This window comes from Halomonas sp. LMYGS-3 (assembly GCF_059509875.1).
Genome location: NZ_JCAKFQ010000001.1, coordinates 205,708 through 225,098 on the forward strand (window position 1 = coordinate 205,708; position 19,391 = coordinate 225,098).

Here is a 19,391-nt window from a genome sequence, read left to right on the forward strand (position 1 = left end):
GATCACTGCACCTTGGCGGGCTCCTCGCCGGTGGCATCCTCCGGGTTCTCCACGATCTGTTCCTGCGGTGGCGGCTCCGCTTCGGGCGGCCGCTCCGGCACCAACCCGTCCCACATGTGCTTCTGCAGCGCCGTTTCTTCACGCAGGCGGGCGTTGACGAACTCCCGGTCGTAGAGCTCCAGCAGGGTCGGAGAAGAGGAGAGCAGCGAAGCCCCCAGGCCGGCACGGTTGTCGTCGATCTCGAACCCCATGGCCTCGAGGATGGTGGGGAAGACGTCGACCATGGAGGATTCCCGCCGCACGCGGCCCAGGGGAACCTCGGGACCCAGCAGCATGAAGGTGTTGTCCCGCTCGCTGCGGATCAGGTCGTCCCACACCGAGACGCGCATGGTCAGGTGATCGCTGGCGATCACCACCAGGGTGTTGTCCAGCAGGCCCTCGGCCTCGAGCCGTTCGACCAGGTTCCGGGTCAGCCAGGCCGAGCACTCGACCGAAAAAAGGATGTCGGTGCCGTCGAAGTCGCCCTGGCGATCGATGCAGCTCTGGGCCGGATAGCCGTGGGGCGCGTGGCCGGCGAGGGTCAGGGTGACGACCCCCCAGGGGTCGCCGGTCTCGTCGAGGCGGCGAATCTCCTCCAGGATGAAGTCGTAGAGGGAGTCGTCGTAGAGCCCCCAGTTGTTGAGGTACTCGGGATCCTCCAGCCGCGGGCGCAGCTCCTCGCGGCCGAGGACGGTGTCGAAGCCATGGTCCTCGTAGAAGACGCCCTTGCCAGCGAAGGCCGTGCTCGCCCCTCCCAGGTAGGCGAGTCGGTAGCCCTGGTCGGCGAGCAGGTCGCCGAGGCAGTCGATGCCGGGCACCACCTGGCCCAGGGGCTCGAACTGGCTGTCGTGAAGCAGGCCGGCGGGCATCAATGGCGTGCCGCACTGGCTGGCGATCATGCCGGCCATGGTCCAGCCGGTGTTGTCGAGCTGGCGCACCGCCTCGAAGACCCGGCCCTGCTCGCCGAGGGCCTCCAGGTCGGCATAGGCGTCGCCGAAACGTTCGCGGTCGGCGTAGGTGCGCTCGATGCTCTCCAGATAGAGCAGCAGCAGGTTGGGCGGGGCCTCGGGTGCCTGGCGGATGGCCGGCGCGACATAGCGGCGCTCCAGCCAGGCGCCGTCGTCGGTGACGATGGCGGCCCCGCGTTGGGTGATGCCGTAGAGCAGGGGGTTGCTGGCCAGCAGGCCCAGGGCCAGCAGGCGCTCCCATAGCCGCCAGCGGTGGTCGGTCCTGACCAGCCAGGTGAAGGAGACGAGCAGGGCGACCATCGACAGGTTGTAGAGCACCGCCGTCAGCTTGCGATCGACTCCGCCGTGATCGGTCATGCCCGCCTGCAGGTGAAAGAACACCGCCCCCAGGTCGACGTTGCCGAAGCTGTCGGCAAGGTAGACATAGAGCCCCCAGAGGGCGATGGGCAGCAGCGACCAGGGCCAGACGCGGGCCTGCGGACGCGAATGGCGCGGCGCCCCCCAGCGCAGCAGCCAGCCCAGCCCGAGCCAGGCGGCGGCGAGCGGCAGCATCCACCACCGTGGCAGCAGGGTAAGGGTCACGGCGGCATGACCGATACTCAGCCCGATGACGAGCAGGGCCCACCAGCGTGGCCGTTGCAGGGGGGAGAGGTGAGCGGGGATGGGCATGACGATATCCCGGTTGGATTCCTGGTCAGCTTATCAAGGAGGAGGAGTGGGATGGAGTCCCCGACCGCTGCTTCGGGGCGCGCTTGACCCCATCATGCATCGTCCGGGTGCCTTTCGTTCTCGTACAGCTCGTTGAGCTTGGCGTATTTCATGTAAGCATGGAAGGCGGTGGTGATGGTCACCGTCAGGCCGTCGGCCCCTTGCAGGATGCCGCCCTTGAGGATCAGCTTGCGCAGAGTCGCCGTCGCGGCATGCACGGCGGGGCGCCATACCGAGGGGGGGATCCCCCGCTCCTTCATGGCCCAGGCATCCCGGGTGGAGAGCTGGTCGATGCGCTGTATCCAGTGGGAGAGGCCGTCATAGGTGAAATGACGGATGTGTGAGCCGGTATCCTCGACCTTAGGTGCGCGTACCGAGGCGTGGCCCTTCTTCGGCAGGTAGCCCGAGGTGGTGCGATTGTAGAGCCGCACCACCTTGTCCGGATAGAAACCGGCGGCCTTGATCCAGTGGTTGGCGCAGAAGTTGCGACGGTTGAAGCGGTAGGCCAGGGCGGGATCCTCCAGGGACAGGGCCTGGATGGCGGCCACGGCGTCTTCCTCCAGTCGCTCGTCCGCATCCAGGGTGAGGATCCAGTCGTTGACGGCATGGGGAACACCATGGGCCTTCTGGGGACCGTCGCCGAGATACTCCTGCAACAGGACCCGGGCTCCCATGTCTTCGGCGATCCGCACGGTGTCGTCCTGGCTCAGCGAGTCGACGACGATGACCTCGCTGCAGACGCGTTGCAGGGAGTCGATGCAGGCGGCGATCCGCTGCTGTTCGTTGAGGGTGATGACGATGCCGGTGATGGGCTTCATGACGAGGACTCGCTGACGATGGGGCTCTGGATGTGGTGGGCAATGCACTCTGCCGCCGCTGTCAGGTCGATGCTCGACATGTCGGTTTCGCCGGCACCATCCGGTGGGCTGAAGGCCAGGCGGTGAGCCGGGGCATTGCAGGTCTGCCAGCGCAGCGGGGTGGCCGAGCGTCGTGCCGGATAGAAGCCCGCCGTGGGGCGATCCAGGCAACCCGCGATATGCAGCGGACCGGTGGAGCCGGCGATGAACAGGTCGGCCGCCGCGAGGCTCAGGGCGAAGTCATCGAGACCCCTGCGCGGTGGCAGGCGGGCGGCACAGAGTCCCGCGGCGATGAGCCGGTCACACAGCGCGTCGGCGACGGCTTCCTCGCCGGGCCCGGCGGTCAGCAGCCAGGCGGGCCGCACGGTGTCATCGAGTCGCCGCGCGATGGCGCAGGCCAGGGTGGCGTACTGTTCGAGTGACAGGTTCACCGCCGAGCCACCGTGGCCGGCATGGACGAAGAGCCAGGGCCGCGAGTCGTCGAGGCCGAGCTCGTCGACGATGCGGGCCCGCTGAGCCTCTCGAGTGCCCGCCGGCAGTCGCCAGAAGGGCGGCTCGGGCGCCGAGGGCAGGGTGTAGCCGAGTTCGCCGAGCAGCGCCTCGGCCAGCTCCAGGTTGTAGCGGTACTCCGGCTTCTGCGAACGCGACCTGCGCTGAGCGACGCGACGGTTGTAGAATAACTGGGCCCACTTGGTGGCCGGGCCCAGGCGCAACGGTATGCCGGCCCGCCAGCCCAGCCAGCCGATACGGGGCGTGGAGAAGAGCGTCAGCAGGGCGTCGAAGCGACCCTGGCGCAGCCTGGCCAGCAGCTCGCGTCGGCCACGGGCTCCGGCATCATCGCCCGGATCGAGGAGCACCTCGTCGACCCAGGGGCAGAGCCTGGCGATCGGGGCGGTGTAGGCCGGCACCAGCACGCTCACATGAGGTGCCGGGTCGGCCGCCTTGAGACAGGCCAGCGCCGGCCAGGCCAACATGAAGTCACCGAGCTTGTCGTTGCGAACCACCAGCAGGCGGGAGTGGTGCTGCTCGTCCATTGCAGTGGCGGAAATTGTCGTCATCCGGGCTCCCGAGCCCCGATACCGGAAAGGAGTCAACCTTGTCCCACAAGGTCATGCATATCTGCCTCTCGCACGGCTGGGGCGGACTGGAAATGTATCCCTCACGGATTATACCCGAGCTGAAGCGTCAGGGGTGGGAGCCCCATGGTCTGGCCCTGGCCGGCTCCCGCGTCGCCGGGAGCCTGGAGGAAGCCGGCGTCTCGACGCTGCGGGTGCCGACGCGGGGCCGGGCCCTGCTCGCGGTGGCACGGATCCTCGCTTACCTGAAGGCCCACGACATTCGCGTGCTGCACTGCCACAAGTCCAGCGACCTGCGCCTCGCCGCCCTGCTGGCGACCCTGCGGCCGGCGCTGCGGCTCTTCTTCACCGACCATATGGGCGTCACCCGGCCGAAGAAGGATCCCTACCACCGCTGGGCCTATGGCCGTGTCACCCGGCTGTTCGCCATCAGCGAGGCGACCCGACGACGCAATCTGGCCGCCTTCCCGCTGCCGGCCGAGCGCATCCGCCAGCTCTACCTGGGCATCGATCCCGCCCCCTACGCGCCCCGCCTCTCGCCGCAGGAGGGCGAGGCCCTGCGGGCCTCCCTCGGCATCCCGGCCGGTGCCGTGGCGATCGGGCTGCCGGGACGACTCACCCCGGGCAAGGGGCAGCGGGTCTGGATCGATGCCCTGGCACGACTGGTCGAAGCCCAACCGGCGCTGCCCTGGCACGGGGTGCTGATCGGCGGCCTGACGGCCGGCGAGGGCAGCGACGAGGCCTATGTGCAAGACTTGCGCTCGAGGGTGGCCGGGCTCGGGTTGCAGGACAGGGTCACCTTTACCGGCTTTCGCCGCGACCTGCCGCGGCTGTTCGAGGCCCTCGACATCGTCTGCGTGCCCTCGCGTAACGAGGCCTTCGGCCTGACGGTGATCGAAGCCATGGCCGCCGGCAAGGCGGTCGTCGGTGCCGACAGCGGCGCCATCCCCGAACTGATCACCGCCGACAACGGTCGGCTGGCAGCCCCCGAGGACCCTGTGGCCTGGGCCGCCGCCCTGGCCGAGCTGGTCGCCAACGAGGGCCTGCGACGGCGATTGGGCGAGTCGGCCCAACGCCTGATCCGCAAGCACTTCACTCTTGAGGCCCATGTCAGGGCACTGATCGAGGAATATGGTGGCTGAGGGGGGTCAACGCGGTGGCGCTTCGTAGCCCCGCCGGATGGCGGCCATGGCCGCGTCGGCATCGAATTTCGCCAGCGAGCGCTGGAGACGATCGAGATTCGCCGCCTGCCAGGCGCCCGGGGGTCGCAGCCGGCAGCGGTCGAGGTCGATCAGCCAGACGGTCTCCCGCTCGTCGACGAGCAGGTTGCGGGCGTTGAGGTCCACGTGGTCGAGGCCGGCATCGTGGAAGCGACGGACCGTGGTGCCAACGGTTTCCAGCAGAGACGTGTCGACGTCTCGCCGGGAGAGCCGCTCGGCCAGGGCGCGGGCGCCGGGAAGACGCACCGTGAGCAGTGCGGCCTCGTAGGTCAGGCCGTGGCGTGTCACGCTGGCGGCGATCGGCCGCGGCACCGGCAGGCCGCGCTCGTACAGGGCGGCGGTCAGGCGCAGCTCGCGGAAGGCGCGGCTGCGCTCCAGGCCGGTCCACAGGTAGCGGGCCGCGCTGATCCGGGCCACCAGGCCGCCGCGGCGATAGGGGCGCAGCACCCACTGCTCGCGCCCGGCATCGAGAAACAGGCTGGCGCCGCGGCCGGGGGCCTCGCCGACGACACGGCCCTCTCGCCGCCACTGGTCGGGATCGAAGGCCTGCGGGGTGATCGGCGGGCCGATTTGTGGCGCCTCGCGGGCGTCACATAAACTGTCCGCATCATATAGAATGGAAACCTTTCCCGTTCGAAATGTTGCCAAGCGCATGAAGCATCCTCTGCCCGCCCAACCCCGGCACATCGGCGTGCTGCGACTCTCCGCCCTGGGCGATGTCTGCAACCTGGTGCCGACGGTACGCGCCCTGCAGCGCCAGTGGCCCGAGGCGCGTATCACCTGGATCATCGGCAAGGGCGAGCACAGTCTACTGGCCGGCCTCACCGGGGTCGAGTTCGTCGTCTACGACAAGGCCACCGGCCTGGCCGGGATGCGCCGGCTGTGGCGCGAGCTGGCGGACACTCGCTTCGACGTCCTGCTGCACATGCAGCAGGCGCTGCGCGCCAGCGTCCTCTCGCTGGGCCTGAAGGCCGACGTACGGGTGGGGTACGACAGGGCCCGTGCCAAGGATGCCCAGCACTGGTTCACCCATCGCCACCTGGCACCGCACCCCCGGGCCCATGTGCTGGAGTCGTTCCTGGACTTCGCCCGCCTGCTGGGGGTCGAGGACCTCTCGCTGGAATGGAACCTGCCGGTGCCCGAGGCCGCGTTCGACGAGGCCCTGGCCCTGACCGGCGACGCCGCCTACCTGCTGATGAGCCCCTGCGCCAACCCCCGGCTGCGCAATTTCCGCAACTGGTCCGCCGAGGGCTATGCGGCGGTGATCGAGCACGCCTGGGTGCAGCACGGGCTGCGGGCGGTGCTCACCGGCGGCGGCAGCACCCAGGAGCGCGAGATGGGGGAGCGCATCCAGGCCCTCAGCCGGCCGGAGGCGGTGATCGACGCCATCGGCGGTACCTCGCTCAAGGGGCTGCTGGCGCTGATCGCCCGGGCCCGGGCCGTCGTCGCACCCGACTCGGGCCCGGTGCACATGGCCAATGCCCTGGGCACGCCGGTGGTGGGCCTCTATGCCACCACCAACCCCGAGCGCGCCGCCCCCTACCTCTGGCGCGAGTTCGTGGTCGACCGCTATCCCCAGGCGGTACGCACCTACCTGCACAAATCACCCGGGGAGGTGCCCTGGGGACAGCGGGTGCGCCACCCCGATGCCATGTCGCTGATCCGTGCCGAGGACGTGATCGAGCGACTCGAAGCCGTGCTCGCCCACGCCACCGCTCACCAGGACACGGAGTCCCCTGCCGATGAAGCTTGATCTGACAGCCATGGAACGCTCGCGCCTGCTGGTCGTGGGCGATGTGATGCTCGACCGCTACTGGCACGGCGGCACCTCGCGCATCTCCCCGGAGGCGCCGGTACCGGTGGTGCGCGTGGAGGAGGCCGAGGACCGGCCCGGCGGCGCCGCCAACGTGGCGCTCAATATCGCCTCCCTGGGGGCGCAGGCCGCCCTGGCCGGCATGGTGGGCGACGACGACAACGCCGACCGCCTGAGCAGCCGCCTGGAGAGCTCCGGAGTGAGCGCTCACTTCGAGCGCAGCCCCGGCATTCCCACCATCACCAAGCTGCGGGTGATGAGCCGCAACCAGCAGCTGATCCGCCTGGACTTCGAGCAGGGGCTCGGCGAGGTGGATACCTCGGGGCTGCTGGCGCGGGTCGAGGCGGCCCTGCCCGACTGCGACCTGGTGATCCTCTCCGACTACGGCAAGGGCACCCTGAACCGTGTCGAGGATCTTATCCGGCTGGTGAGGGGGACCGGCAGGCGCGTACTGGTGGATCCGAAGGGCAGCGACTTCCGCCGCTACCGCGGGGCCAGCGTGATCACCCCCAACCTGGCCGAATTCGAGGCCGTGGTGGGCCACTGCCGCGACGACGCCGAGTTGGCCGCTCGGGGGGAGGCGCTGTGCGCCGAACTCGAACTCGAGGCGCTGCTGATCACCCGCAGCGAGAAGGGCATGACCCTGATTCGCACCGACCACGAGCCCCTGCATCTGCCGACCCGGGCCCGGGAGGTCTACGACGTCACGGGCGCCGGCGATACCGTGATCGGCGTGCTGGGGCTGGCGCTGGCCGCCGGCCACGGTTTCCCCGAGGCGATGACCCTGGCCAACCTGGCGGCCGGGCTGGTGGTGGCCAAGCCGGGCACCGCCACGCTCTCCATCGCCGAGCTCTACACCGCCCTGCACGGCGACAAGCTGGCCGAGTTCGGCGTCATCGAGGAGAGGCCGCTGGTGGAGGCGGTGCGAGCCGCCCAGGCCCGTGGCGAACGGGTGGTGATGACCAACGGCTGCTTCGACATCCTGCACGCCGGTCACGTGGCCTACCTGGAGCAGGCCCACAAGCTCGGCGACCGGCTGATCGTGGCGGTCAACGACGACGCCTCCATCGCCCGTCTCAAGGGCCCCAAGCGGCCCATCAACGCCCTGGCACGGCGCATGCAGGTGCTGGCCGGCCTGGGAGCCGTGGACTGGGTGGTGGCCTTCGCCGAGGACACCCCGCAGCGGCTGATCGAGGCGGTGCTGCCGGACGTGCTGGTCAAGGGGGGGGACTATCGGCCCGAGCAGATCGCCGGCGGCGAGGCCGTGCGTGAGGCCGGTGGCGAGGTGAGGGTACTGGGCTTCGAGGATGGCGTCTCCACCACGGCGATGATCTCCACCATCCTCGACCGCGAGGCCTGATGGCGTCCGGCTCTCCCTGGGCGCGTCGGCTCTATTCGGCGGCCCTCTACCTGCTCTCCCCGCTGATCTGGCGGCGGGTCTGGCGCGAGCGACTGCCCGGCCGTTCCCGGCGAGAACGGCTGGGCCAGGTTCCCCCCGCTGCGCCCGGCGGACGAACGATCTGGCTGCACTGCGCCTCGGTGGGCGAGGTGCAGGCCGCCCGACCACTGATCGAGGCGCTGCTGGCGCACTATCCCGAGCATCGCCTCACCGTCACCACCATGACCGCCACCGGCGCCGAGCGGGTGGTGGCGCTGGTCGAGGCCATGCCGGGGCAAGGCGAGCCGTCGCGCCTTGGCCATGCCTTCGTGCCACTGGATTTCCCCGGCGTGGCGAGGCGCTTCGTCGCCCGTCTCCGCCCGGAGTTGGCGCTGTTCTTCGAGACCGAGCTGTGGCCCAACCTGCTGCATGCCTGCCGGCAGCGTGGCGTGCCGGTGGCGGTGGTCAATGGCCGGCTCTCGCCCCGAGCCTTCCGCGGCTATCGCCGCCTGCGCCCGCTGATGCGGGATGCCTTGGGGCGGGTCGACTGGCTCGCCGCCAAGTCCGAGGCCGACGCGGAGCGTTTCCGCGGGCTCGGCATGCCGGCCGGCAGAATCGAGGTGGTCGGTTCGCTGAAGTTCGATATCAGCGTCAATGGCGAGGCCCGGGAGGTGAGTGAGCGCTTGCGCACTTCGTTGGGCGAGCGCCCCGTCTGGGTGGCCGGCTCCACCCACCCCGGCGAGGACGAGCAGGTGCTGGCCGCCCATGTCCGGTTGCGCGCGTCATTGCCGGACGCCCTGCTGATCCTGGTGCCCCGCCATCCCCGGCGCTTCGACGCAGTGGCCGAGCTGTGCCGCGCGCACGGCATGTCGCTGGCCCGGCGCTCGCGGGACGAGTGGCCCGACGAGCGCACCGCCGTCTACCTGGGCGACACCATGGGCGAGCTGCTGAGCCTCTACGGCGCGGGTGACCTGGCCTTCGTCGGCGGCAGTCTGGTGCCGATCGGCGGCCACAATCTGCTGGAGCCCGCCGCCATGGGTGTGCCGGTGCTCAGCGGGCCGGAACTGGCCAACTTCGAGGACGTGGCCGAGGTGCTGGGCGAGGCCGGGGCGCTGGTGGAGGTGGCCGATGATGCGGCCCTGACCACGGCCCTGGCCCGGCTGTTCGCCGACCAGGGCGAACGTCGGCGCCTGGCCGAGGCCGGGCAGCGAGTGGTGGCCGCCAATCGCGGGGCCCTCGAGCGGACGCTGAGCGGCCTGTCGGGGCTTCTGCCGCCGTAGTGAGTGCCCACTCACGGCGTGCCGAGCACACGACTCAGGCGGGAGTGAAACGCTCCACCCCGGAGGCGGTGCCGAGCAGTAGCACGTCGGCACCACGGGCCGCGAAGAGACCGTTGGTGACCACGCCAACGATGCCGTTCAAGCGTGCCTCCATGGCCACGGGATCGTCGATCATGAACTCGAAGCAGTCGAGGATCTGGTTGCCGTTGTCGGTGACCACACCTTCCCGGTAGACCGGGTCGGCTCCCAGCTTGACCAGTTCCCGGGCCACGTAGGAGCGCGCCATGGGAATCACCTCCACCGGTAGCGGGAATTCGCCCAGCCGCTCGACCCGCTTGGAGGCGTCGGCGATGCAGATGAAGCGCTCGGCGCAGGCGGCGACGATCTTCTCCCGGGTGAGGGCCGCACCGCCGCCCTTGATCATGTGGAGGTGAGCGTTCACTTCGTCGGCACCGTCGATATAGAAGGGCACGGTGCCCACGCTGTTGAGCTCGAAGACCTCGATGCCATGGCCGCGCAGGCGCTCGGCGCTGGCCTCGGAGCTGGCGACTGCCCCCTGGAAGTCGTCGCGGAGCCTGGCCAGGCGGTCGATGAAGCGGTTGGCGGTGGAGCCGGTACCGATTCCAAGGATGGTATCGCGCTCGAGCCGCGGTTCGATCTCGGCGATGGCGGCGGCGGCCACGGCGTCCTTCAGTTCGTCCTGGGTCATGGGGAGCTCACTGTCTGGTGGATGGCGGTGGGCCATTATAGGCCAGCGAGCGGCCCATGCCGATGGCGGTACGCTGGACGGCGAGGCGCCGGAGATGCTACCTATAGTGGTTCTCTGCAGCGCACGCTGCCGCTCCTCTGCGCCACCCTTGGAACCTCAGGATGCTCGAAGCTACCGTCAAGAAGATCCTCCAGGCTCATGTCTACGAAGCCGCACGTGAAACGCCCATCTCCCCGGCCCCCTTCCTGTCACGGCGCTTCAACAACCAGATCCTGATCAAGCGCGAGGACCTGCAGCCGGTCTACTCGTTCAAGATTCGCGGCGCCTACAACAAGATGGCGCAGCTCTCCGAGGAGCAGAAGGCCAAGGGCGTGATCGCCGCCTCGGCGGGTAACCATGCCCAGGGGCTGGCCATGGCGGCCAGGCAGATGGGCGTCAAGGCGGTCATCGTCATGCCGCGCATCACCCCGGACATCAAGGTCCAGGCGGTACGCGCCCGGGGCGCCAAGGTCGTGCTCAAGGGCGATGCCTTCGCCGCCGCCGCCGAGCACGCCCAGGAACTCATCGCCGAGCACGGCTACACCTACATTCCCCCCTTCGACGACATCGACGTCATCGCCGGCCAGGGCACCGTGGCCATGGAGATCCTGCGCCAGCACAGCGGGCCGCTGGACGCCATCTTCGTGCCGGTGGGCGGTGGCGGGTTGATCGCCGGCGTGGCGGCCTACGTCAAGTACCTGCGGCCCGACATCAAGGTGATCGGGGTGGAGGCCGAGGACAGTGCCTGCCTCAAGGCGGCGCTCGCGGCCGGCAAGCGGGTGACGCTCGACCAGGTCGGCGTCTTCGCCGAAGGCGTGGCGGTGGCGCAGATTGGCAAGGTGCCGTTCAAGATAATGCGCGACCTGATAGACGACGTCATCACCGTCTCAGCCGACGAGATGTGCGCGGCGGTCAAGGATATCTTCGATGACACCCGAGCGGTGTCGGAGACCTCGGGGGCGCTGTCGCTGGCCGGCCTCAAGAAGTACATCCAGCAGACCGGGGTCGAGGGCCAGACCCTGCTGTGCATCAATTCCGGCGCGAACACCAACTTCGACCGTCTGCAGCACATCGCCGAGCGTACCGAGCTCGGTGAGCAGCGCGAAGCGATCCTGGCGGTGACCATTCCCGAGCGCCCCGGCAGCTTCAAGAAGTTCTGCAAGACCATCGGCAAGCGCATGGTCACCGAGTTCAACTACCGCTATGCCGACCCGGACCAGGCCCACATCTTCGTTGGCGTGCAGGTCAAGCCGGGCGGCGAGGATCGCCAGGCGGTAACCGACAAGCTGCACGAAGCCGGCTATCCGGTGGTCGACCTCACCGACAATGAGCTGGCCAAACTGCATATTCGCCACCTCGGTGGCGGTCGGCCCAAGGAGCACTTCGACGAGGAGGTCTACCGCTTCGAGTTCCCCGAGCGTCCAGGGGCCCTGATGAACTTCCTCACCCATCTGCCCCAGGACTGGAACATCTCGCTGTTCCATTACCGCAATCACGGTGCGGCCTACGGACGGGTGCTGGTCGGCATGCAGGTGCCCAATGGCGACCGCTCCCACGTCGAGGAGTATTTCGACGAGATCGGCTACCGCTACTGGAAGGAGTCGGACAACTCCGCCTATCGGCTGTTCATGGCCTGAGGATAAGCTCCGGTGTGAGCGCTGACTCACTGCACAGGCCGGAGCAACCAAGTGTTTAAAAATGTAACATCTGCTGAATGAAGGTTGTCAGCATGTAGGCTGTCACCCTATAGTCACAGCGTTGCCGAGGCCTGATTGGCTGCAGGAGGCGACACCCTGGCAAGGTCTTCACAACGAACGTCTCGACCCTTCGCGGTCCAGTCTCCAACGGAGTAGGCAATGAAGCGCAAGCCCGATCTGGTCATGGCACTGCTGCTGGTCTTCGGCATCGGCGTCGTGGCAACCGGCTATGCCCAGGCGCTGGTCGGGAGCTAGTGCGTTCCGGCTGACAGCGCCATGACCAGACCCGCCGTTTGACGGGCCGATGCATCGCATCGGCCCGTTCGCGTATCAGGGGCGGATGACCCGGGCGTCGCTGACGATGGCATCGAGCGGTATGTCCCAGGGGGCGGTGGGTAGTTGCTCGACCCGCTGGCAGTCGTGGGCCAGGCCGATCAACCGGGGGCGTGGCCCCGGGTGGCGAGTGAAGGCCAGGGTGCGGTCGTAGAAGCCGCCGCCCATGCCCAGGCGTTGGCCGTCGTCGTCGAAGCCCACCAGCGGCAGCAGGATCAGGTCCAGCGCCCAGGCCGGGCGCCGCCGGGCACGGTGGGCGCCATGGCGGGTCTCGGGCTCGGGGATGCCGAAGCGATTCGCCGTCATCGGGGTGCCGGGATGGTAGTGGACGAACCACAGCGCATTGTGGGAGAGCGGCTTGAGGACCGGCAGGTGGACCCGGGCGTTACGCCGCCGGAACCAGGGGATCAGCCCGGTGGGATCGATCTCGCCGTCGTTGGGCAGATAGAGGGCCACGCGGCGGGCACGCTGGACCTCCGGCAGCCGGCGTAGGCGTTGCGCCAGCCGCAGGGCCGCCTGCCGTTGCTGGAGCGACGTCAGGGCACGACGCCGACGCCGCAACTCGCGACGCAGCTCATGGCGAGGCACATCGAAGGCAAGGGGTGCGGCAAGATCCTGCATGGTGGTCATGTCGGACGAGGTTCCCCAGAGTGCCGCTGTCGTTCTGGCCCTTGAACCCAGTGGTTCAAGGTGGGTGGCCGCAGCCGAACCGTCAGGCTTTCCGACGCACGGACATGCACACGGGTCCGGCTAGCATATGGCCCCCTGGGTACTGCGCATAGGCTCGAGGGACGATAACGACTGGCAAACACCCCAGGGAACATCCTCATCCTAACAGAGCTGGCGATGGGGCCAAAGTGCTGATTGCTCATCGACGGGGGGTGTCGGCGAGCGCCTGCTCGAGTCGGGCGCTGAGCTGGCTCAGGCTCTGCTCGCCCTCGCGCTGGGCATCGAGCGTCTCGAGCAGCTCGTTGGTGATGTTCAGCGCCGCCATGATGGCGATCTTCTCGGCACCCAGCACCTTGCCGCGGGCATGGATGCCGTGCATGGCGCGGTCCAGGTAGCGGGCGGCCCGCTCGAGCTTGTCCTGCTCGTCGGGCGGGCAGGCGATGACGTAACTGCGCCCCAGCAAGGTGATTTCGGTGGTCGGCCGCGAGGCGTCGGTCATGGCGGGCTCCGGTTCGGTCCAGCCGGGCGGGGCGCGGGCCGCGCCTCCCGGTGGTCCGATGCGTTAACATCCAGGAATGGAATCGATTCGAACTTCACTATAAGAGAGCCCTTCTCGGGCGGTCAACGCGCCCCGGAACATCACCGCCCTCTGTCGGCATGACCCCATCACGGACTTTCCCTATGTCACTGATCAACGAACGCCAGGATTTCTCCACCATCGCCGATCTCTTCCTGCTGCACGGCAGCATGCAGTCACCGGCCTTTCTCGACGGCAGGCTCAGTGCCGCCCTGGCCCTCCACGATCTCTCCGCCGAGGCCTGGTTGGAGCAGGTCTGTCTCTCCCTCGGCGTCGAGCAGCCTCGCGACGAGCCGGCCGCCGAGCGCTTCCTCGCCTGGCGGCGCCAGACGCTGGATGCCCTCTCGGCGGCGGAACTCGGCTTCGAGCCGCTGCTGCCTGACGAGCTGTTCTCCCTGGCCGAGCGTGCCCAGGGGCTCAAGGAGTGGACGCTGGGCTTCCTCGAGGTGGTCGAGGACGCCGGCGAGTCGCCGCGGCAGACCTGGTCGGCCCCCTTGCGCGAGGCTCTGGAGGACCTCGCGGGCCTCGCGGCCATGGAGACCGACATCGACGACAGCGCCGAGAACGAGAATGACCTCTTTTCCCTGACCGAGCATGCGCGGATGGCCGCCATGCTGCTCTACACCGAGCAGCACCCGGGCAAGCCGCAGGTCGAGCGGGTCGACGACGAGACCCGCCACTGAGGTCACCCAACCCCATCACCTACCGAGGAGCCGCGATGCTGCCCGAGATCCTGCCCCGTCCCGCCGCCATTGGCAACGACGAATACCATGCCCGCCGGCAGGCGTTGATGGAAACGCTGCCGGCCGACAGCGCCGTGTTGCTGCCCGGTGCCGCCCTGGTCACCCGCTCGCGCGACAGCGAATTCCCCTTTCGCCAGGACAGCGACTTCCACTACCTGACCGGCTTTCCCGAGCCCGAGGCCCTGCTGCTCCTGCTGCCGGGCCGCGAGGCGGGCGAGAGCGTGCTGTTCTGCCAGGATCGCGCCCCGAGCCTGGAGGCCTGGACCGGGATTCGCCTCGGTGCCGAAGGGGCCGTGCGCGAGCACGGGGTCGACCAGGCCTTCGAGAACGTCGAACGCGATGAGCGCCTCGAGGAACTCCTCGACGGCCGCCGTACCCTCTACCTGCCCCTGGCGGATGCCGGCGCCCTGGCCCTCGCCGATCGGGTGCGGGGCCGCCTGGCCGCCCGGGTGCGGCGCGGGGCTCGCCCGCCCGAGGCCTTTGCCGATATCGCCCCACTGCTCCACGCGCGGCGCCTGGTCAAGAGCGACGCGGAGCTCGCCCTGATGCGCCACGCCGCTGCGATCTCGGCCCGGGCCCACGTGCGTGCCATGCAGGCGGCTCGGCCGGGGCTGGCCGAATATCACCTGCAGGCCGAGCTGGAGCACGAGTTCCGTTGGCAGGGCGGCAGCGGCCCGGCCTATGCCAGTATCGTCGGTGGCGGCGCCAACGCTTGTGTGCTGCACTACATCGAGAACGACGCGCCCCTGTGCGAGGGTGACCTGGTGCTGATCGATGCCGGTGCCGAGTTCGACCTCTACGCCGGCGATATCACCCGCACCTTCCCGGTCAACGGCCGCTTCAGCGCCGCACAGCGCTCGCTCTACGAGGTCGTGCTCGGGGTGCAGGAACGGGCCGTTGGGGCTGTCAGGCCCGGCGCCACCCTGGTCGAGATCCACGACCAGGTGGTGCGGGGCCTCACCGAAGGGTTGATCGGCCTGGGGCTGCTCGAGGGCGAGGTGCAGGCCCGTATCGACGACGAGAGCTATCGTCGCTTCTACCTGCACTCCACCTCCCACTGGCTGGGGCTCGACGTCCACGACGCGGGGCCCTACCGCCGCGATGGCGAGCCCCTGCCCCTGGAGCCGGGCATGGTGCTGACCATCGAGCCGGGGCTCTACGTGCCCGCCGACGACGACATCCCCGCGCCCTTCCGCGGCACCGGCATCCGGATCGAGGACGACGTGGTGGTCACCGCCACCGGTCATGAGGTGCTCTCCGCCGGGGTGCCCAAACGGGTGGCCGATATCGAGGCGCTGATGGTCAGGAAATGACCGATCGGGATCTCCGCGAAATGCCTTTATGTAAAGTACATTATGAAATCATGAGAGGGCCACGATGACGGATGCCGCGGGGCAGCGGGTGGATATCGCCATTGTCGGCGGCGGGCTGGTGGGAGCGAGCCTGGGGTGCGCGCTGGCACCGCTGATCGAGCGCTGGGGGCTGTCGGTGGCGGTGATCGAGGCCGCCCCCCTGCTCGACCGGGCGGCGGCACCCTGGCAGCCCAGCTTCGATGCCCGGGCCAGCGCCATCGCCGAGGGCTCGGCGAGCCACTTCGCCGCCATGGGCCTGTGGCCCGCCATGGCCGAGCAGGCCGCGCCGATCCGCCAGATCCATGTCAGCGAACAGGGGCGCCTCGGGGCGACCCGGCTGCGCAGCGAGGAGCTGGGCGTCGAGGCGCTGGGCCACGTGATCCCGAACGCCTGGATGGGGCGGGTGCTGCATCGTCGGCTGGTGCAACTGCCGCTGGCCTGGCACTGTCCTGCCCGGGTCGAGGATATCCGCCCGGCGGCGGAGGGGTATCGACTGCGTCTCTCCGATGGTGGCCGGCTCCAGGCGGGATTGACGGTGCTCGCCGACGGCGGACGTTCCGGCCTCAAGGAGCGGCTCGGCATCGCGAGTCGCGAGCGGCCCTATGACCAGGTGGCGCTGATCGCCAGCGTGGAGGTGAGCGAGCCCCACGACGGCGTGGCCTGGGAGCGCTTCACCCGCGAGGGGCCCATCGCCCTGTTGCCGTTGCGCGGCCAGGCCATGGAGCTGATCTGGACCCACGGCGCCGGCCGGGAGTCTCGCCGGCTGACACTCGCCGACGGTGACTTCCTCGCCGAGCTGCAGCAGGCCTTCGGCGAGCGCGCCGGGCGCTTTCGCCGGGTCGGCCGCCGGCACGCCTACCCGCTGTCGCTGATCACCGCCCGGGAGTCCGTTCGTCCCGGGCTCGCCGTGCTGGGCAATGCCGCCCACTCGCTGCACCCGGTGGCCGGCCAGGGCTTCAACCTGGCCCTGCGCGGGGTGATGGACCTGGTCGCCGCCCTGGAGGCGGGGCTCGATGGCGGTGAAGCGCCCGGTGGCATGGCCGTGCTGGCCGACTTCGAGGCCCGTCGCAGCGACGACCGCCACAACGTGATCCGCTTCAGCGATGGCCTGATCCGGTTGTTCGGCATCGACGCCCCGCTGCTGTCCCATGCCCGGGCCGTGGGGCTGGTGGGGCTGAACCTGGCGGGTCCCCTGCGTCGTACCCTGGCGCGGCGTGCCATGGGACTGGAGCGATAGCCATGGACATGATGGCTCGGACGATGGCAGTCGCTCAGGAGAGGCAGGACCCCATGCAGGACGACAGTCGGCAAGAAACGCAGCCGAGTGACCGGGAGCGCGGTGGGGAGAGGGAGGTCGTCGAGGTGGTGATCGTCGGCGGCGGCATGGTGGGGGCCACCCTGGCCTGCCTGCTCGGCAACGCCGGGGTGGCGGTGGCCCTGCTCGATGCCCGCGAGGGGCCGCTGGACATGGCGGCGGCGGGACGGGGTCGACCCGGCATGCGGGTCAGCGCCCTGACGCCGGTCTCGCAGCGGCTGCTCGAGGGGCTGGGCGCCTGGGACTGGATGCAGGGCCGGCGAATCAGTCCCTACCGCTTCATGCAGGTGTGGGACGCCGAGGGCAGCGGCGAGGTGAACTTCTCCGCCGGTCAGGCCGGGGTGCCGCTGCTGGGGCATATCGTCGAGAACGACGTGATCCTCGCCGCCCTGGAGTCACGCCTCGCCGAGCTGCCCGGGGTGCGGCGCTACTATGGAGCCCGGGTCGCCGGGCTCGACTGGCGGGGCACCGAGCGAGAAGTGGTGCTGGCCGACGGCCGCCGGCTGGCCGCCCCCCTGGTGGTGGCCGCCGACGGCGCCCGTTCGCCGCTGCGGGAGATGGCGGGCATCGAGGTCAGCGCCCGGGACACCGGCCATGTGGCGGTGGTCACCACGGTCCGGACGGCGCGCCCCCACGGCGAGGTGGCCCGCCAGGCGTTCCTGCCCACCGGACCCCTGGCCTTCCTGCCGCTGGTCGTCGACGGCGAGTCCCGTCATTGCTCGATCGTCTGGTCGACGTCGCCTGGGGAGGCCGAGCGCCTGGTCGCGCTGCCGCCCGAGGCGCTGGCCCGCGAGATGGCCGGGGCCATCGAGCATCGCCTCGGTGAGGTGGAAGTGGTCGACCGGGCCCTGGCGGTGCCGTTGACCCAGCGCCATGCCGCGCGTTACGCGTTGCCGGGGTTGGCGCTGGTGGGCGACGCCGCCCACAGCATCCACCCACTGGCGGGACAGGGGGTGAACCTGGGATTGATGGACGTGGCGGTACTGGCCGAGGAGCTGGTGGCCGGACGCGCCCGCGGGGTGGCGCCGGGCGACGAGCGCCTGCTGGCCCGCTATGCGCGGCGCCGGCGCGGGGACAACGCCGCCATGCTGGCGCTGATGGACGGCTTCCGGCTGCTGTTCGGGACCCGCCACCCGGCGCTGACCCTGGCCCGCAACCTGGGCATGTCCGGCGTCGACCGGCTAGGGCCGCTCAAGCGCCTGCTGATGCAGCAGGCGACCGGCCATCGGGGCAGGTTGCCGGCCTCCTGCCGGTAACCCGCCTGCGGTGCGGCGCTACCGGTCCCGCTGGCCGAGCACGTTCAACGCCTTGAGCAGGTTGAGCGCCTCGCCGAGCTGGTAGTCCTCGCGCAGGCGGTCGGCCAGCTCGCTGCGGGCGCGGGGCTCGTCGCGTGAGCGCAGGTGGCCCTCGAGGTCGGCTTCGCGCACCTGGCGGCCGCTCTCGGTCACCTCGACCCGGCCGCGAACGACCTGCACGTCGGGCTCGATGCCCTGGGCCTGGATCGAGCGTCCGCTCGGCGTGAAGTAGAGGGCCGTCGTCAGCTTGAGCCCCTCGCCGTTGCCCAGCGGCATGATCTGCTGCACCGAGCCCTTGCCGAAGCTCTCGGTGCCCATCACCACGCCGCGGCGCTGGTCCTGCAGGGCGCCGGCGACGATCTCCGCCGCCGAGGCGCTGCCACCGTTGATCAGCACCACCAGGGGCACGTCCGGGGCGGCCGTCTCGGTGCCGGCCGAGAAGCGCATCGCGGTGTCCGGCAGGCGGCCCTCGGTGTAGACGACCAGGCCGCTGTCGAGGAAGACATCGGCCACCGCCACCGCCGCCTGCAGCACGCCACCGGGGTTGTTGCGCAGGTCGAGCACCAGGCCGTCGAGGGCCCCGTCGCGCTCCAGGGAGGCGATGGCACTGCGCACCTGGTCGCCGGTGCGGGTCTGGAACTGGCTGACCCGCAGGTAGCCGTAGCCGGGCTCGAGGAGTTCGCTGCGCACGCTCTCGGTGCGGATCACCTCGCGGGTCAGGGTGACGGTACGCGGCGCGTCATCGCCCTGGCTCATGATGGTCAGGTCGATCTCGGTCCCCGGTTCCCCACGCATCAGGTTGACCGCCTCCTGGAGCGAGAGGCGGTCGGTGGGGGTGTCGTCGATGCGCAGGATGACGTCACGGGACTGCAGGCCGGCCCGCGAGGCCGGGGTGTCATCGATGGGGGTGATCACCGTCAGCTGGCCATCCTGCAGGCCGACCTCGATGCCCACGCCACCGAACTCGCCCTCGGTGGACTCGCGCAGGCTCTGGAACTCCTCGCGATCGAGATAAGCCGAGTGGGGGTCGAGTTCGCTGAGCATCCCGCGCATGGCGTTGCGCAGCAGGGTGCTGTCGTCGACCTCCTCGACATAGGCACGCTTGATGCGCTCGAACACCTCGGCGAAGGTCTGGATGTCCTCCACCGGCAGGTCGTTGGCCGAGGGAGTGGCGATGGCCGGCAGGGGCAGGGCCAGCAGGGCGACGGGCAGAAGCATCGCCATCAGACGCCGTGGCGAGACGGCAAGGCCGGCGAGACGTGGATGCATGCGATCTCCGCTGTTCCATGACGGGCAGGTCAGCATAGCCCGTGGGTGACGCTG

17 protein-coding genes and 1 other RNA gene are annotated in these 19,391 nt (G+C 69.6%); 9 read left to right on the forward strand and 9 right to left on the reverse strand.

Annotation, left to right across the window (positions count from 1 at the left end):
• Positions 1 to 2: 2 nt before the first annotated feature.
• The 3 genes from AC5W54_RS00990 to AC5W54_RS01000 form a co-directional block, all read right to left on the reverse strand.
• Positions 3 to 1,676 (reverse strand): sulfatase-like hydrolase/transferase, encoded by a 1,674-nt coding sequence (locus AC5W54_RS00990; RefSeq protein WP_495960200.1) that lies wholly within the window; start codon positions 1,674 to 1,676, stop codon positions 3 to 5.
• Between the two features lie 92 nt (positions 1,677 to 1,768).
• The gene (locus tag AC5W54_RS00995; protein ID WP_495960201.1) at positions 1,769 to 2,533 is read right to left on the reverse strand and encodes a glycosyltransferase family 2 protein; all 765 of its coding nucleotides are present in this window, start codon (positions 2,531 to 2,533) and stop codon (positions 1,769 to 1,771) included.
• Positions 2,530 to 3,630: a glycosyltransferase family 9 protein gene (locus AC5W54_RS01000; RefSeq protein ID WP_495960202.1), complete on the reverse strand. Its 1,101-nt coding sequence runs from the start codon at positions 3,628 to 3,630 to the stop codon at positions 2,530 to 2,532. The genes AC5W54_RS00995 and AC5W54_RS01000 overlap by 4 nt, the downstream gene beginning before the upstream one ends.
• Positions 3,631 to 3,668: 38 nt before the next feature.
• Here AC5W54_RS01000 and AC5W54_RS01005 point away from each other — a divergent pair, with 38 nt between their 5' ends.
• On the forward strand, positions 3,669 to 4,790 hold the full coding sequence (locus AC5W54_RS01005) for a glycosyltransferase family 4 protein (protein ID WP_495960203.1): 1,122 nt from the start codon (positions 3,669 to 3,671) through the stop codon (positions 4,788 to 4,790).
• A gap of 6 nt (positions 4,791 to 4,796) precedes the next feature.
• Here AC5W54_RS01005 and AC5W54_RS01010 read toward each other — a convergent pair whose 3' ends face one another.
• On the reverse strand, positions 4,797 to 5,522 hold the full coding sequence (locus AC5W54_RS01010) for a 3-deoxy-D-manno-octulosonic acid kinase (RefSeq protein ID WP_495960204.1): 726 nt from the start codon (positions 5,520 to 5,522) through the stop codon (positions 4,797 to 4,799).
• Here AC5W54_RS01010 and AC5W54_RS01015 point away from each other — a divergent pair.
• From AC5W54_RS01015 to waaA, 3 genes are read left to right on the forward strand one after another with little or no spacing between them, the layout of a single operon-like run.
• Complete coding sequence (locus tag AC5W54_RS01015) at positions 5,521 to 6,621, forward strand: glycosyltransferase family 9 protein (RefSeq protein ID WP_495960205.1); 1,101 nt, start codon at positions 5,521 to 5,523, stop codon at positions 6,619 to 6,621. The two genes, AC5W54_RS01010 and AC5W54_RS01015, sit on opposite strands and share 2 nt — an antisense overlap.
• Complete coding sequence (gene hldE, locus AC5W54_RS01020) at positions 6,611 to 8,041, forward strand: bifunctional D-glycero-beta-D-manno-heptose-7-phosphate kinase/D-glycero-beta-D-manno-heptose 1-phosphate adenylyltransferase HldE (protein ID WP_495960206.1); 1,431 nt, start codon at positions 6,611 to 6,613, stop codon at positions 8,039 to 8,041. Before AC5W54_RS01015 ends, hldE begins: the two co-directional genes overlap by 11 nt.
• Positions 8,041 to 9,339, forward strand: a complete 1,299-nt coding sequence (waaA, locus tag AC5W54_RS01025; RefSeq protein WP_495960207.1) for a lipid IV(A) 3-deoxy-D-manno-octulosonic acid transferase — start codon at positions 8,041 to 8,043, stop codon at positions 9,337 to 9,339. The genes hldE and waaA overlap by 1 nt, the downstream gene beginning before the upstream one ends.
• A 34-nt stretch (positions 9,340 to 9,373) precedes the next feature.
• Here the strand turns inward: waaA and rpiA are convergent, their stop codons facing one another.
• Complete coding sequence (gene rpiA / locus AC5W54_RS01030; RefSeq protein WP_495960208.1) at positions 9,374 to 10,048, reverse strand: ribose-5-phosphate isomerase RpiA; 675 nt, start codon at positions 10,046 to 10,048, stop codon at positions 9,374 to 9,376.
• Between the two features lie 161 nt (positions 10,049 to 10,209).
• On the opposite strand from rpiA, the gene ilvA reads away from it, so the two are divergent.
• Positions 10,210 to 11,724, forward strand: a complete 1,515-nt coding sequence (gene ilvA / locus AC5W54_RS01035; protein WP_495960209.1) for a threonine ammonia-lyase, biosynthetic — start codon at positions 10,210 to 10,212, stop codon at positions 11,722 to 11,724.
• Between the two features lie 390 nt (positions 11,725 to 12,114).
• Here the strand turns inward: ilvA and AC5W54_RS01040 are convergent, their stop codons facing one another.
• The 3 genes from AC5W54_RS01040 to AC5W54_RS01050 form a co-directional block, all read right to left on the reverse strand.
• Positions 12,115 to 12,747, reverse strand: coding sequence for a 5-formyltetrahydrofolate cyclo-ligase (locus tag AC5W54_RS01040; protein ID WP_495960210.1), 633 nt, complete (start codon positions 12,745 to 12,747; stop codon positions 12,115 to 12,117).
• 8 nt (positions 12,748 to 12,755) lie between these two features.
• A non-coding RNA gene (ssrS, locus tag AC5W54_RS01045) (6S RNA) lies at positions 12,756 to 12,940 on the reverse strand.
• A gap of 45 nt (positions 12,941 to 12,985) precedes the next feature.
• Complete coding sequence (locus AC5W54_RS01050; protein ID WP_495960211.1) at positions 12,986 to 13,285, reverse strand: cell division protein ZapA; 300 nt, start codon at positions 13,283 to 13,285, stop codon at positions 12,986 to 12,988.
• A gap of 182 nt (positions 13,286 to 13,467) precedes the next feature.
• Here AC5W54_RS01050 and AC5W54_RS01055 point away from each other — a divergent pair, with 182 nt between their 5' ends.
• From AC5W54_RS01055 to AC5W54_RS01070, 4 genes are all read left to right on the forward strand, one after another.
• On the forward strand, positions 13,468 to 14,046 hold the full coding sequence (locus tag AC5W54_RS01055) for a UPF0149 family protein (protein ID WP_495960212.1): 579 nt from the start codon (positions 13,468 to 13,470) through the stop codon (positions 14,044 to 14,046).
• A gap of 35 nt (positions 14,047 to 14,081) precedes the next feature.
• Positions 14,082 to 15,419, forward strand: coding sequence for a Xaa-Pro aminopeptidase (gene pepP, locus AC5W54_RS01060; protein WP_495960213.1), 1,338 nt, complete (start codon positions 14,082 to 14,084; stop codon positions 15,417 to 15,419).
• 64 nt (positions 15,420 to 15,483) lie between these two features.
• On the forward strand, positions 15,484 to 16,695 hold the full coding sequence (ubiH, locus tag AC5W54_RS01065) for a 2-octaprenyl-6-methoxyphenyl hydroxylase (protein ID WP_495960214.1): 1,212 nt from the start codon (positions 15,484 to 15,486) through the stop codon (positions 16,693 to 16,695).
• Between the two features lie 53 nt (positions 16,696 to 16,748).
• The gene (locus AC5W54_RS01070) at positions 16,749 to 18,029 is read left to right on the forward strand and encodes a UbiH/UbiF/VisC/COQ6 family ubiquinone biosynthesis hydroxylase (protein ID WP_495960215.1); all 1,281 of its coding nucleotides are present in this window, start codon (positions 16,749 to 16,751) and stop codon (positions 18,027 to 18,029) included.
• A gap of 18 nt (positions 18,030 to 18,047) precedes the next feature.
• Here the strand turns inward: AC5W54_RS01070 and AC5W54_RS01075 are convergent, their stop codons facing one another.
• Entirely contained in the window at positions 18,048 to 19,337 is a 1,290-nt protein-coding gene (locus tag AC5W54_RS01075) for a S41 family peptidase (RefSeq protein WP_495960216.1), read from the reverse strand.
• Positions 19,338 to 19,391 lie beyond the last annotated feature (54 nt).